This is a genomic window from Desertibacillus haloalkaliphilus, from assembly GCF_019039105.1.
GTDB classification, from domain to species: Bacteria; Bacillota; Bacilli; order Bacillales; family KJ1-10-99; genus Desertibacillus; species Desertibacillus haloalkaliphilus.
Genome location: NZ_JAHPIV010000004.1, coordinates 134,792 through 149,634, shown reverse-complemented (window position 1 = coordinate 149,634; position 14,843 = coordinate 134,792). Strand labels below are relative to the sequence as shown.

Below are 14,843 nucleotides of genomic sequence, written 5' to 3'. Positions count from 1 at the left end.
AAACTGACCCTACTAAAAAACACAGCCACTACACTGAGTAGCTGTGTTTTTTCTTGCGTTCCGATTCCCACTCTATGTGGACCCTCGGCTGAATTTTAATTTATATTTTAGTCCACTCAAATTGAATGATCATATATCAAAAGGATGTTTGTGTCATTTATGTTAGTATATGTATATGATTGTGAAGGAATGTACAGAGAGAACAGCAAAAAACGTTCCTTTGCCTTCTATAGGAAAATGAGGTGGCAGTAGTATGGGTGATGATTTATATTTACAATTTATATTTATAGTTTGTGCTGGATTCATACTCGGACTATATTTCTTTTATTCCGCTTATAGAATTCAGAAGCAAAGAGGGGTAGTGATAGAGTCAAAAATAGTCTTTGTCCTCATGCTTTTGATTTCGATTGTACCATTTTTTTATGTGGGAAGCTTAGGTGTTGATCCATTTATTATGTATGGAGTGGTAATAGGGATTTTGGTTGTAGGTTTGCTTTCTAGATTCTATTTTAATGGTAAAGAAGTAACTATTTATGAAACGACAAAAGAGTCGGTGGTGTCCTTATTGAATAAAGAGCTAACTCAACGTTCCATTCCTTATGAAATTAAGGGAGATTTTCAAGCTGATGAAACGATATTTGATCTTTATGAGGGGAAAGCAAAAATTAAAGTGGAGGCTGGAATCCTGGGTGAAGAAAGAAAAAATATAAAAATCTCATTTAAAAGATGGTGGAGCACCCCGCAAGTTGACGAAGTTCAATATAGAATAATGGAAGTTTATCGTAAAGATAGAGATGGTGAACTGTTTTGGAAACAGATTCTTTTGCATTGTATTCTAGGCTTTGGAATTATTTTGGCGATAGGTTATTTTGCGTTGAATATGAATCCCAGGTTACTTTAAATTAATAGTAAACAATAGTTCTAAATTTGTTTAAAAATTGATGCAAAACTAGGATAAACCACTGTTCATCCTAGTTTTCGATTTATACATTATTCATCTTTCGTAAGCTAAAGCTTCTGTTGTTCTCTTTTATATAATGGAATAGTATTCAGTTTACTGTTTTTGTTTTTTGTGGAGTAGCTGTGAAGAAACATACCTAGGATAATAATGAAAAGTCCAACGACAGCTAATCCGTTTGGTAAAGGAGTTGATAGGAGAAACACTTCACCTATCATCACAAATAGTACTTGAGTAGACTGTGTTGCTTCTACGGCAGCTAATTTTCCTTGATTTCCCTTAGCCCTATCCGTTGAAATAAAGAATAATGTTGTTGCAATAACGCCTGAACAAATGGCTACAACAAATGTTTGCAACAGCTGATCTGTTGAAGGAGCACCGACTGTTACAAAACCAAAAGCGCTAATGGCGAACCAAAACGGTAAACTAGCTAACGTCATTCCTAATACCCTTTGAAATGTATCCAACCTCCCGCCACATAATTCCATCATTTTTCGGTTACCTAATGGGTAAGCAAATGCTGCTATTACAACTGGTAACACACCAACTGCAACTTCAGACCATGTTAAATGATTAGCATTTTGAAACTGGATAAGGGCAACCCCACATAATATGAGAAATGAAATCAGTAGAGCTCTTGTTTGTAGTTCATTTCTCACTTTAATTTGTCCTTCTTTCGTTTGGATTGTATTATACATTAGAGGACCGAGTAAAACACCTGCAACAATCGTTAATTGCCATGTGCCGGCTACTAACCAGCCAGGTCCATAAATCGCAGCATAAGTTAATGGGGCGTAAAATAACACAAATCCAACAAAGCTCCAGCATAACCATTGAAAGGGATGTTTCAGCATCTCATATAGGACTTGTTTTAAATTGTTCCGTAACAGTACAATGATCAATAGAAAAGGGAGCATAAACAGGAAACGTAAGGATGAACTCCATATCCAACTTCCTCCTGAAAGCTCCATAGAACGATTTAAAATAAATGTGACTGCAAAGAACATAGAAGCTAAAATGCCAATTAATATTTCTTTCATGATAAACCACCTTTAGTTATTTGATTAAAGTATAATATATTTTACTAATGGTTTATTATATTATACCACGGGAAGAAAAGAATATGGAGGTTTGGCGACATGGTCAACAAATCAAATGATGCAGAAAAATTAGCCCGACAGGTTGGTGATACACTTAGAAGAATTAGGCATGATCGAAAGATGAGTTTACAGGAACTAGCTACCATCACTGAAGTAAGTAAACTAACATTGGGAAATATTGAAAGAGGAGAAGCAAACCCATCATTATCTGTGATTTGGAAAATAGCTAACGGCCTTACAATTCCAATTTCGACATTACTTAATGAAGATAAGGAAGTGCTAGTTTCACGGAAAAACGAAGGGAATGATGTGGTAAGTACCAATGGAGCTTGTACGTTGCAATCGATATTTGACACTTCAAATTACGGTTCATTTGAAATACATCGGGCTTTTCTAGAGCCCAATAGTGAATATTCACCTGGAGCTCATCAAATAGGAGTGATCGAATATGTGACTGTGATGGAAGGCGAGTTAAAAATTAAAATACAAGATGAATATCACCATCTTTATGAGTATGACGCTATAAAGTTTAATGGTGATGTCGAACATGCTTATATTAACCCAACGGATTCTGTCACAGTATTACATTTTGTTATGACATACACTAAACCCAATTAAAGAAAAGAACCAATCAACACATATAAGCGTGTCACTTGGTTCTTTTTCTAAAATAAAATTCCAATGATTGAGTAAATGATGACCGTTGAAAACAGGATTGTCATGTGAATGAGAGAATAGATAAACATAGCCTTCGCCCATTTCTCTGCAACCATTTTATGATAGCCATAAATACTTAAGATAAGCCAAGCTATACTTAAGAGTAAAGCTACTAGCATAAGCCCTAGACTTAAGGTGCCAAATAAAACACTGATAGCAATGAGAATCACAAGATAAACATTCGTTTGTATATATGTTCGTCTAACACCTTTGATGACGGGTAACATCGGAACACTGGCTGCTTTATATTCATCGTTTCTTCGGATCGCAATCGCGTAAAAATGTGGCATTTGCCATATCACAGCAACAATGAAAAGTCCGATAATCGCAGGGTGTGTAATGTCGGGATACATAGCTGCCCAACCAATTAATGGGGGCATCGCACCCGAGATACTACCGATTTCAGTATTATAAATGGTTCTTCTTTTACTCCACATCGTATAAGGTCCTATATAAAAGAAAAGACCTAAAAAGCCAAGCAAGCCTGCTAGAGGTGTAGTAAGTGAAAGAGCAAAAATTCCAAGGATAGACATTAAAATAGCAAGCCATAAGACAGTCTTAAACGAAATCATTCCCGTGACAGTTGGTCTCACTTTTGTTCGCTCCATAATGGCGTCAATATCTCGATCATATAAATTATTAAAGGCACCAGCTGCACCTATTACAAGTATAGTGCCTAGAATTGCGAGTACCATGTCAGGTAGTTTATCTATGAAACTGACTTCATAAGTGAATATAGCTAACGTCATACCAGCAAACATAGTAATGAGATTAGATTTAATAATTCCAGTTTTGATTGTTTGTGAAATGATATCTAGTTTTGGGCGTTGTTCTGTATTTGTTAATTGTTCTGTTTTTAGCAAGGTATCCCCCTACTTTCTAGTATTAGAAGATTAAAGTTATTTTTAAATGTTACTAGTTTTGTGAAAGAGATTATATATTTTAGCATAAAGTAAATTATCTCAAATGTATAGGACGTTTGTACAGCAACATTAACTACCAAAAGATTAAATTTTGTATAGAAGATCTCGAAGTTAGTAATCATTACCGCCTAGAGTGATAGATTATATCGCAAATCTCAAGTTTTGAACGAACGGGGGATAGAATTAACAATTGAAAATGTATTGAATCACAGAACCTCGTGCAGCTGTGATTTTTTTATTGTTTTACGCGCCAATGTCTATTGATAATCGTTGGTTCAATTGATAGAGCAAATATGACAACTAAATCCATGATCTTCGAATTTTTTAATGCTATTTTTATAGTGATTCGAGAAAATATTGAACTGTTATGGTGGTTAGTCTTTAAATGATTGGATAAATTTAGGGTGTGGTGCTGTATAAAATTTCTAATGTGATGCAAGTTATAGCTGTAATGAAATTTGAGGAGGGTTTTAGTTTGGCAGATAAAAAAGATATGAATGCTTCTTTAAATGGAGATGATAAGAAGCGTGAAACACTGACAACACGCCAAGGACAACCTGTTCATGATAATCAAAACATCCGTACGATTGGAGATCGTGGACCAGCGACACTTGAGAATTATCATTTTATAGAAAAAATTTCACATTTTGATCGAGAAGAGGTACCAGAGCGTGTCGTACACGCAAGAGGTTCTGGAGCATTTGGCTATTTTGAAACGTACGGAAAAGTTGGTGACGAACCTGTAGAGAAGTATACTCGAGCTAAAGTATTTTCGGGTGCTGGAAAGAAAACACCGTTAATGGTTCGTTTCTCCACAGTAGCAGGAGCGAAGGATTCTCCGGAGACAGCTCGTGACCCACGCGGCTTTGCGGTAAAAATTTATACAGAAGAAGGTAACTGGGACCTGGTTGGGAATAACTTGAAAATTTTCTTTATTCGTGATGCGATGAAGTTCCCTGATATGATTCACGCATTTAAGCCGGATCCTGCTTCAAACGTGCCGAATCCTGAGCGGATGTTTGACTTCGTATCTCGTACACCAGAAGCAACACATATGATTACATTCCTATTCTCCCCATGGGGAATTCCAGCGACATACCGCCACATGCAAGGTTCTGGTGTAAATACGTATAAGTGGGTAAATGATAAAGGCGAGGCTGTACTAGTGAAGTATCACTGGGAGCCGAAGCAAGGGATTCGTAATTTAACACAAGATGAGGCGGATGAGATTCAAGCGAAGAATGTCGGTCATGCAACACAAGATTTATATGAGGCGATTGAGAATGGAGATTATCCGGAATGGGAGCTCTTTGTACAAATTATGGAGGATGATTATCATCCGGAACTTGATTTTGACCCTCTTGATGATACAAAGCTGTGGCCAGAGGATAAGTTCCCTTGGCTACCGGTCGGTCGCATGGTTCTGGATCGCAACCCAGAAGATTTCCATGCGGAGATTGAACAAGCGGCCTTTGGAACAGGGGTTCTTGTTGATGGGATGGACTTCTCAGATGATAAAATGCTTCAAGGTCGTACCTTCTCTTACTCTGATACACAGCGTTACCGTGTTGGTGCGAACTATCTGAAGTTACCTGTGAATGCACCAAAAACGGATGTTCGCACGAATCAACATCGTGGCCAAATGGCAATTCATGATAAAGAAGAGTTTGGAGATAATCCACATATTAACTATGAGCCATCGATGCTTGGAGGTTATGAGGAAGCAAGTAAAGAAAATAAACCACCACACCAGCCAACGTATAATGCAGCAGCAATGAGTGCACCGATTGATCGTCCGAATAACTATGGACAAGCGGGGGATACATACCGGAGCTTTGAAGATTGGGAGCGCGAAGAGCTGATCAATAATCTATCTGAAGCCCTTGCCGTATGTGATAAAAAAATACAGGATGCGATGATTGATCACTTCACACAAGCAGATGAAGATTATGGGCGTCGTGTGAAGGAAGGAATCGAACAGAAAATGAAAGAAATAGAGAATATGGAGAAGGAAAACACAGTACCGGGGCGTGAAGCAGGTCAATCGAAATATGGTCAAGGATCACTAGATGCTAATGAAGCTACAAAAGATGCTGTGAAGAAGAGTCACGAGGCTGACCCATATTAATACTAAGGCACAGGAAATACAGTAATGACTGTATTTTCTGTGCCTTTATTTTTTGAGTAGTAGCAAGTATGACTAGCCTAGGAATGCTTGTGACATAGACCTTTCAGTGACATAGCAGTTCGAAAATCTCTAATTGATAAGTACCTCATATGGTCCGTGAGCTCTGAAATAATCGAGAGGATATATGTGTTATCTGTGTTAGAATATGTATGTTAAGAGTTTCGGTACAATTGAATTCTTAAGACTAGTACTTGTTATTGAAGAGGCTACAAAAGACAGAAGATAAGATTGAGAATAGGTGGAGGGAATCGTTATGCTACTAATTATCGCACTTGTAATCGTGATTACACTACTAGCCATAGAAGTTCAAATTAGGAAATCAAACAAAATAAAGAAATCATTGAATTGTTGAAGGAAATAAAAGAAAAGAACTAGTAGAAGAGCACGATGTTTATAGGAGTGATAGCTTGACTAAAAAACAAAAGATCGTTTATAGAATATCAATCGCTGTAAATATAATGCTAGTCCTCGCCATTACTTGGGGCTACATGAAGGTCAATTTTGCCTCTGAACAGATTTTTTTAACAGAGGTACAAGACAATCTTATTGAATTAGAAGGTTTAATTGCACATCAACAGGAGAATGATTGGTCTGAACCTAATTTGGTAACTTCAAAGTTAGGAGATGTCATAGATGGTTTGTGGATCGGACTGCAAACTGGGGAACATTTAAATACTCTTTCAAGGAATGATCATCGCACCCTCCATCAATTTTATACTCTCTTAGGAACTAGGTATCCAAATGATAGGTTGTATAGCTTTTCTGAGGTTTCTGAACAAGATAAAGAACACTTGTTAGAGCTTCGAGAACATCTTCGTGAGTTTGGAATGGGCTTAAATATTTCAATAAGTTATGACATGAATTCTTTTATGAATAGCATAACAACAGTAAATGATAATATTGAAGAAAATCATCTCAAATAATGGAATAAGTCATATAGGGGGCATTTAAAATGATGAACGCTAGCGATGGAGTATTTGTTCTGTTAACATTTTTACCTATTATATTGTATTTAGCACTGATTGTCTTTGGGATTTATTTTGTGGTAAGAGTGATTAAGTTCATGAATGTCAAAACAAAATTAGACCAAGAAAGAAACGAAAAAATTAGCGAGTTAATTAAGGTTATCGACCAAAGGAAAAGAAGTGAATAGTGTTTTCTAGTAACGGAAGCGATTGCTTAGTAATAGGTGATCGCTTTTTTAATGAAGTTAAAAGCAAGGTAGGGTATCCGCTACTCGTTGAACCTTATAATATACATCTTGGTTCCTAAAGGCTGGTTCAACGATACTTTGGTCAACATTCCAATCCCCGCCAGCAAGCCCGCATTCAATCATGTAAGGGAGCCCAATCTTTATTTTTAGATCGGGAAGACATTAATTTCAGCGACCTTCAAGTGGTTGTGCGTCTACTCATTGAAGGGAAGAGTCGGGAATGACTACAGAAGTCATTCCGATTCATTCGTCTAATTCTTTAAGGTTGAGAACGAGCGTTCGCACCCGCCTGTTTATTCACCAAATGCTTCTGGAAGCATTGTAAAGCCGTCAATGACTGTATCTTCTTCTACTTCGATCATAAGGTAACGTTTACCGTTAAAAGTGATCTGTTTTACGTATTCTAGATCCTGCGGGCTAATGGAAACCTTGGCTACTTTTGTATCAATTTTAATCGATTTAGATGTATACTTTGGTACGATGTTATTTGCTTTGATTTCATATTTTTCATCATCGATCACTTTCTGAAACGCCGTCTCTACTTTTTCGGTATTTATATCCTCAATTCCGCTCACCTTTAAAACACGTTCAACGTCTTTGTAATCTAATTTTGGTGCTTCTTCCTCTTCATTTTCTTCTACGACACGGTGAATTTCTTTGTATACATTAGAGAGAGTCGATGTGTTTAGTTGATTTCCAGTTACGTCTTTTACGATCTCCTCAAAAACAATTTTGTCATCCATTGCAGTCATCGTTTCTTCACCATTTAATACTTCCTCAATGAATCGATGGTCAGGCTCATGTGCCTTTCCGGCTGAATAGAGAATGTGATTAACATCCGAAGCATTGTCAGTAATACAAGGGAATAAAAATCCTCCCATAGGAGCAGTGAGGTTGATGATCGGGTCGACGACGATATTATATTTAAATTCTTTCTCGATATAATCAAACAACAGCTCTTTTTTGGGGTCTTGGGTTTTATTAATACTACATAAGATAAACGAATGTGAATAGACCTTATCCCGGTCACTCTCTTCGGATTCAGCACTTTGGGCTTTCATCGGCCTGTAGTATTCACCTCGAATAAAGGTTACGACAATATCCATCTCATATTGTTGGTTTTCTAACATTTTTTCTACAATACGGAGCATTTGTTCCTTCCAGGCGTCTACATCATTACTTAATAACCCTTGGTGCAAAATAAGCTGGCTATTATTTTCCGCATCATGTTGAAACTTTAATTCAAACAACTTCTCATCCAATTGACCACCTAGTAGCTTTTTGAAATTATTCATAAATAACTCCTGTTGATCTTGGTCTAACATTTCAAAGGGTTGGCTTTGATGGTGATAAATATCAGATGATTCTTTCATTATGTATACATTAAACATGTCGTTGATCTTTAGTAAATCATTTTCTACTTTGAATTGTCGGCGAATGTGAGCAATGTCTTTTTTGTTCATATATAATTCACTCCTAGGTTCGTTTTGGTTTAAATGGATAGGGAGTAATAAAATATAGCATTACAAAGTGGAGAGCAATGAATCACTCTCCGTCCTTGATGTATTCTTTTATAGTAACATATGAGACCGTTGCTAATGTAAGAAACGTGTTAAAAACCTTCACCATCGTAGGAGGGGCATACCTGATTTGCACCTTAAGCATCTGCATGTAAAGGACGGATATACTAATGAAAAAAGTTCCTGTGCGAGAAGGCTGCACAGGAACTTTTTTTAGCGAGCGTAATGAGGTTAGCATGCCGTATAAATACTTGCACCTACAATGATTAATAAGATAAACAACACGACAATTAAGGTGAAATAATTTCTCGGTCGAGCTGGAGCCACATAGCCATAACCAAATGCAGGAGCTGTTACTGGAGCTTCATGGGTTGGCATAGGTGGAACATTCGGTGGAATGTTCGGTGGGATATTTGCTCCGAGAGTCGGTGGTACGTTTACATTAGAATACATGTTGACACTTCCCTTCGTCTTGGTAATATGTTTATACTTCATACTACTCATAGAGATGGGATTGGAGCCCGTCTAAACAAAAAATGGGTAAGTGTAATGGGTTTCTACGAGGGTTGTGAATTGACTAATTTTATCAATGGGATCTTATTTACTGTTTTCTAATCCGTTCCATTAGCGAGATAATATAAATACTGTAAATAACAGATTGAATTTTTGTTATGGTGTACGACCGGACGTTGTACTTTGTAAGGTGTACGGCTTGTTTGCTGCCTTAAAAAGTTTCCTAAGTAGTGAATAGAAGGTCTTGTCACTAGGCTTGTTAAATAGGCTTGCTGCTGACTGCCTGGTCGTCTACGGTCATTGAGAATTTCAATAATCTGTTCCATCGTCCCTATGGGAAATCCATGACCAAAAAAACGACCATCGTTGAGGAGGACGGCATTAAGGCCCCTAAACCATGGAGTATTTGGATGAAAGTCAGGGTTATTAAAATAAACAACATCACCGGGTAAAAAGTGGTCTGAGTAAAAGGTATCGATCGTAAGGCTAGAATCGGTATGCCAGCTATAAAGGTAAAGGTTTTGAAAAAGAGAATTAAATAAATTTCTGCCAATACTGTAGAGTGTGGCGTGGTAATAGATGATGATAATAGCAGTTGCACATTCATACGCATAGAGTGAACTGTTTTCATAAATGTCGAGAATCGCATCGGCAGGTTGCACATCAGGTCGTAACAGGAACCCACCTTCGATTGTTAATTGCCAATACTCAGGGTTACAACGGGCATAGTCAAAGGTTGTAAACTGAGCTTGACTTTGACTCATTGCGTTTGCATTTGAGATAATGTTTTTTCGTAGTCTGATTTCAAACAAAAATTCATCCACGGAATAATAAGAATATAAGACGGGTGCATTCTCCATGTGTTGAATGATGGTTCTTTCAACACTGTTGAGTTCCCACTGATCATTAAGTTGAAACGGGATCCCTGATATTTGTATCATACAAACCTCCATTCAAAAGCTTGCTTTTTTACTGTATTACAACTAATCGTATTCGCATTGCGCGTTAATCATGTTTTTACGACTCCTTAATATACGAATGGATGCCTGACATATCAAAAAGGGAGCCTATCGATGTCAGTTGGTTTCGTTCTTTAAGTTAATCGAGTTGGACCTGTATGAATTCGCATATCCTTTACCTCTTCAATACACGTACTGCTAGTCAACGATATATGAATTGAAGCACTCAGTAAAAATTATCAAACATGCGCAAAGTTAGTATTGATTGTTTATTATTAATTTTAAGAAAATTAATTGACATAGCAAAAGATGTAGATTATTCTATAACAAATCTATAGGAATATAGTTTCATGATTTTATAAGAAAGCTTAGAAAGGAGGGGAGTTAAGGGGAACTCTATTAAAGGTAGGTGTCGCGTGGTCTAGACGAAAGGATCGCTCGTTTTCTTCTGTCCAAATCCTTTAGTGATTTACTACCCTACTGTAAAATAGCAAAAAGGCAGACTTTAAACCAAAATGTAATGGGGGATCTATGATGAAAAAGTTATTAACGATGATTGCATTTATATCTATTGTAGCAGTAATGGCAGCATGTACTTCTGAGTCAGGAAGCAGTACTGATGAAGATGAAAAGCGTTTAGCGATTCTAACGCCGTATTTATCTTCAGTGACAACTAAACAAATGGTTGATGAACTAGAAGAAAATGCAGAAGAAAAAGGTTGGTCCACGAATGTCGTTGATACGAATGGAGATGTCGGTGCACTTGCATCAAGAATGGAAGATGTTATTTCATCTAATGTAGATGCGATTGTTCTTGTAAGTACGGATCCAAATCAGGTTGAAACACAAATCCAACAAGCATCCGAGCGAGGCATTCACGTATTTGGTAGTGATGCAAGTTATATAGAAGGAATGACATTAAATGTAACGAGTGATAATCAAGCGATGTCTGAGACGATCACGGATTACCTACTTGAACAAATGGGTGGTGAGGGGAATCTGATCGTATTTACACACCGTCCTCATCCTGGCGTATTACAACGGTCGATTAAACTAGACGAAATGTTAGAAGCAAATCCTGATATTAACGTTATTACAGAGCAAGAAATTCAAGTACCAGGTCCAATTGAAGATTCTCGTCAGCAAATGGAGAACCTACTTTTAGCTAACGCAGAAGATGATTCTATTACAGCCGTATGGGCAGCTTGGGATGAGCCGGCGATTGGTGCTGCACAAGCCATTGAGGCTGCAAACCGAGAAAATATTATCGTCACCGGTATTGACGGAAATAGTCAGGCACTTGATATGATTCAAGCAGGGTCTCCGGTTCAAGCAACCGTAGAGCAAAACTTTATTGGAATGGCTCAAATCGTGATCGAGCAAATGGAGCATGTATTTAACGGTGAAGACGTAGAAGATACAGAAATGTATGCACCTGCAGAGTTAATTACAGCTGACTAACACCTTGGTAGGGGGGGAGGAAAAGTGAGTTTATTAGAAATCTCTCAGTTAAACAAGCACTTTGGAGGAAATCATGCATTAAAAGATATGAACCTTACCGTTCAAGCGGGAGAGGTGCATTCATTGGTTGGTGAAAATGGTGCTGGTAAATCGACGATCATTAAGATCATCTCAGGCGTTTATCAGCCTTCTAACGGAACGATCAAATGGGAAAATGAAAGAATAGACATACATACACCAAGAGATGCTCAACGATTAGGAATCAATGTCATTCACCAAGATCGTCAATTGGTGCCTTACTTTACAGGACTTGAAAATTTATTCTTAAATCAAGCATATCCGAAAAAGCGGTTCGGCTTCGGTATTGATTGGGCAGCTATGAAAAAAAGAGCTGCAACTTTACAAGAGGAGTGGGGAATTCATCTTCCCCTCTCTAAAGTCGTTTCAGAGATGTCTCCGTCCGAAAAAACACTACTTGAGATTTTACGAGCGATGATGATGGAATCAAAACTATTAATCCTCGATGAACCAACAGCTTCATTAACGAATAATGAAGCAGAATTACTGTTTTCATTTATTAAACGGTTAAAAGAAAAAGGGGTCTCTGTTATTTATATCTCTCATCGATTGGAAGAAGTGATAGAGTTATCCGATACAGTGACCGTACTCATTGGCGGGCAAATAGCAAAGACACTAAAAAGAAGAGAGTTATCGAAAGAAACGATTATCAAATATATGACAGATGGAAAAGCGATAAAAACTCAAGAAAAAATAAATCATAGCAAGTCAACCGAACAAATCCTTTTATCAGTCAAAGGGTTAACAACCAAAGACCGTTTCGTTAAAGATATTGACTTTGACTTACATAAAGGTGAAATCCTTGGAATCTATGGGTTAGCTGGGGCTGGACGAACAGAGTTACTAGAAGCGATCTATGGACAAAGAAAATTAAACTCAGGATGTATTCAATATGAGAGTCAATTGATCGAGAACCCAACTCCACGCAACTCTATTGAACACGGGGTTGTGCTTATTCCTGAGAACCGTCACGAAGATGCACTGATCATGGGAAATACGATTCGTGAAAATATGACGATCTCTATTCTAGATAAATTTACAAGGAACGGTGTTATTCAAAAGAAGCGGGAGCTAAACTCAGTTGAGCGCGAACTCGAGCGATTTCAGGTGAAAACAACAGGAAGTGAACAGGTGGTGTCTGAACTAAGTGGGGGGAATCAGCAAAAAATTGTATTTGCAAAAGCATTATTATGCCAACCAAACATTTTCTTATGTGATGAACCAACTCAAGCTGTAGACATTATGACACGCTCTGAAATTCATCATTTCCTGAGAGAGCAAGCTGCTGACGGGAAAGGCATTATTTTCGTCTCATCTGACCTTCCAGAAGTATTGGAGATTAGTGATCGAATCATCGTGATGAGTGAGGGAGAAATTGTCGCTCAATCAGAAAACCATGATCTACAACCTGATCGTGTACTAGATATTTGCTATCGTTATAAAAAGGAGGTCATTTAGCTTGGAAGTCAATACACCAACGAATAAAAAAACACTAGACCATAAAAATTTCATCAGTTCATACGGCACCATCCTAGCAGGCCTTGGTATTATCATTATTTTCTCAATCTTAAGCCCATCTTCATTTGCTACCTTTGATAATTTCATTAATATTACTCGGCAAATATCATTTCTTGTCATTATTGCACTAGGAGCTACCCTTGTGATGGCCGTTAAAGAATTTGATTTATCAATTGGTGCGATGGCAAGCTTAGGTGGTGTTCTGTCGGCCCTTTTAGCAGCTACTGGAGTGCCGATTTTTCTCTGCCTACTCATTCCGGTCATCGTAGGCTTTGTGATTGGCTTTTTAAACGGTGCGATTATCACGAAGTTTAAAGTCCTTTCCTTTGTTACAACGCTTGCGATGGGTACGGTTATCGGTGGTGTCAGCTTTTGGATCACTGGTGGAGCAACGGTTTTTGAAAACATCCCTGATGGTTTTAAATTATTAGGACAGTCGACGATTACTTTTATACCTGTCCTATCCTTGATTATGTTTGTGCTCGTTCTTTGTTTTTGGTATATCATGTCGCAAACGTCTCTCGGCAGAAGACTTTATGCGATCGGTGGTAATGAAAAGGCATCAGAAGTATCAGGGGTTAATATCGCCCGTTATAAAAATCTAGCATTCGCCATTTGTGGATTACTAGCCGCTTTAACTGGCGCACTTTTAGCTTCACGTCTCGGTTCAGCTCATCCTACTGGAGGGGAAGGCTATTTATTAAATGCTTATGCTGCCGTTTTTTTAGGGATGACTGTCATAAGAAGCGGTGTACCTAATATTCTAGGGACATTATTTGGAGCAACGATCATTGGGGTATTGGCAAATGGGTTAACGATATTAGAGGTCCAATCCTATATTCAAAATATCATTACAGGAGCCATCATTATTATCGCATTGATTTCACAAAAGGTAGGGAGTGTTTCTAAATGATGGCTAATCATAATGGTTTGATAAAGGGCGTGAAAAATGACCGAAAAAAATTTCTGACCGGATACTTTATCGCCGGAGACCCTAGCTTTGAAGAATCTGTAAGGCTCATTAAACAAGGGGTAGATGCTGGGTTGGACGTTGTTGAAGTGGGCATTCCGAGTAAATCCCCTTTTTTAGATGGGGATGTTATTCAAAAGGCACAAGAGCGAACACGTAAACACTTTTATAAAAAAAGTCAGTATATCGCTCTTTTACAGAGGTTACGCCAAGAGGTTCATGTACCGATTTGGGTGATGGGCTATAGCTCTGATGTGGTTTGCGAAAATCTTTACATTGATCTTGCTGAAGAAGGCTTAGCAGATGCTTTTATTATTCCTGACCTGTCAAAAGAAAGGCTGAAAGCGGTTAGAGAAAAGCTTGAACGATATCGTGTTCAAGTCATACCTGTCGTTAACAAGGAAATGAATGATGAGGACCTTTCCTTTGTTAGTCAAGGTAGTGACATCATTTACTGCCAGCTGTATGCTGGTAAAACAGGGGAAGATGTAGATAGTCTTGACTTTCTACCACAACTAGAGAAGAAGATGAGAAAGGTAACAAACGGTGCACTGATGGCTGGCTTTGGCATTAAAACACCAAGGCGTGTCCAAGAAGTAATCGGTTATGGTTTTGATGGTGTTGTTGTTGGAAGTGAAATTGTAAGACACATTGAACAGAAACAAACTAAAACACTTGTAAGATTTATACGAAGTTTAAAACAAGCAACGAAGTGAGAGGTGGAC

The 14,843-nt window shown here is 37.9% G+C and carries 14 protein-coding genes; 9 read left to right on the top strand and 5 right to left on the bottom strand.

Translation table 11 applies throughout. The features are described 5' to 3' along the window. Positions 1–253: 253 nt before the first annotated feature. Positions 254–901 (top strand): hypothetical protein, encoded by a 648-nt coding sequence (locus KH400_RS06000; protein WP_217222908.1) that lies wholly within the window; start codon positions 254–256, stop codon positions 899–901. Between the two features lie 107 nt (positions 902–1,008). Here the strand turns inward: KH400_RS06000 and KH400_RS05995 are convergent, their stop codons facing one another. Next, positions 1,009–1,998 (bottom strand): DMT family transporter, encoded by a 990-nt coding sequence (locus KH400_RS05995; RefSeq protein ID WP_217222906.1) that lies wholly within the window; start codon positions 1,996–1,998, stop codon positions 1,009–1,011. A gap of 99 nt (positions 1,999–2,097) precedes the next feature. On the opposite strand from KH400_RS05995, the gene KH400_RS05990 reads away from it, so the two are divergent. Beyond that, complete coding sequence (locus KH400_RS05990) at positions 2,098–2,676, top strand: helix-turn-helix domain-containing protein (protein ID WP_217222904.1); 579 nt, start codon at positions 2,098–2,100, stop codon at positions 2,674–2,676. A 47-nt stretch (positions 2,677–2,723) separates the two neighbouring features. On the opposite strand, the gene cyoE is transcribed toward KH400_RS05990, so the two are convergent. Beyond that, positions 2,724–3,638, bottom strand: coding sequence for a heme o synthase (gene cyoE, locus KH400_RS05985; protein WP_217222902.1), 915 nt, complete (start codon positions 3,636–3,638; stop codon positions 2,724–2,726). 553 nt (positions 3,639–4,191) lie between these two features. On the opposite strand from cyoE, the gene KH400_RS05980 reads away from it, so the two are divergent. From KH400_RS05980 to KH400_RS05970, 3 genes are all read left to right on the top strand, one after another. Further along, positions 4,192–5,826, top strand: a complete 1,635-nt coding sequence (locus KH400_RS05980) for a catalase (RefSeq protein WP_246589413.1) — start codon at positions 4,192–4,194, stop codon at positions 5,824–5,826. 467 nt (positions 5,827–6,293) lie between these two features. Next, the gene (locus KH400_RS05975; RefSeq protein WP_217222898.1) at positions 6,294–6,809 is read left to right on the top strand and encodes a hypothetical protein; all 516 of its coding nucleotides are present in this window, start codon (positions 6,294–6,296) and stop codon (positions 6,807–6,809) included. 29 nt (positions 6,810–6,838) lie between these two features. After that, entirely contained in the window at positions 6,839–7,039 is a 201-nt protein-coding gene (locus KH400_RS05970; RefSeq protein WP_217222896.1) for a hypothetical protein, read from the top strand. Positions 7,040–7,392: 353 nt separating this feature from the next. Here KH400_RS05970 and KH400_RS05965 read toward each other — a convergent pair whose 3' ends face one another. From KH400_RS05965 to KH400_RS05955, 3 genes are all read right to left on the bottom strand, one after another. After that, positions 7,393–8,562, bottom strand: a complete 1,170-nt coding sequence (locus KH400_RS05965) for a DUF4317 domain-containing protein (RefSeq protein WP_217222895.1) — start codon at positions 8,560–8,562, stop codon at positions 7,393–7,395. A 288-nt stretch (positions 8,563–8,850) separates the two neighbouring features. After that, positions 8,851–9,072, bottom strand: a complete 222-nt coding sequence (locus KH400_RS05960; RefSeq protein WP_217222893.1) for a YjcZ family sporulation protein — start codon at positions 9,070–9,072, stop codon at positions 8,851–8,853. A 158-nt stretch (positions 9,073–9,230) separates the two neighbouring features. Then, a complete protein-coding gene (locus KH400_RS05955) occupies positions 9,231–10,073 on the bottom strand; it encodes a protein-glutamine gamma-glutamyltransferase (RefSeq protein WP_217222891.1) in 843 nt (280 codons plus the stop codon). A gap of 549 nt (positions 10,074–10,622) precedes the next feature. On the opposite strand from KH400_RS05955, the gene KH400_RS05950 reads away from it, so the two are divergent. Genes KH400_RS05950 through trpA form a run of 4 tightly spaced genes read left to right on the top strand, consistent with a single transcriptional unit; the run spans position 10,623 to position 14,834 of the window. Next, positions 10,623–11,552 carry a sugar ABC transporter substrate-binding protein gene (locus KH400_RS05950; protein ID WP_246589400.1) on the top strand — a complete coding sequence of 310 codons (930 nt, stop codon included), beginning with the start codon at positions 10,623–10,625 and terminating at the stop codon, positions 11,550–11,552. 24 nt (positions 11,553–11,576) lie between these two features. Then, complete coding sequence (locus KH400_RS05945; RefSeq protein ID WP_217222889.1) at positions 11,577–13,088, top strand: sugar ABC transporter ATP-binding protein; 1,512 nt, start codon at positions 11,577–11,579, stop codon at positions 13,086–13,088. A gap of 1 nt (position 13,089) precedes the next feature. Further along, positions 13,090–14,061, top strand: a complete 972-nt coding sequence (locus tag KH400_RS05940; protein WP_217222888.1) for an ABC transporter permease — start codon at positions 13,090–13,092, stop codon at positions 14,059–14,061. Beyond that, positions 14,058–14,834 (top strand): tryptophan synthase subunit alpha, encoded by a 777-nt coding sequence (trpA, locus tag KH400_RS05935; protein ID WP_217222886.1) that lies wholly within the window; start codon positions 14,058–14,060, stop codon positions 14,832–14,834. Before KH400_RS05940 ends, trpA begins: the two co-directional genes overlap by 4 nt. Positions 14,835–14,843 lie beyond the last annotated feature (9 nt).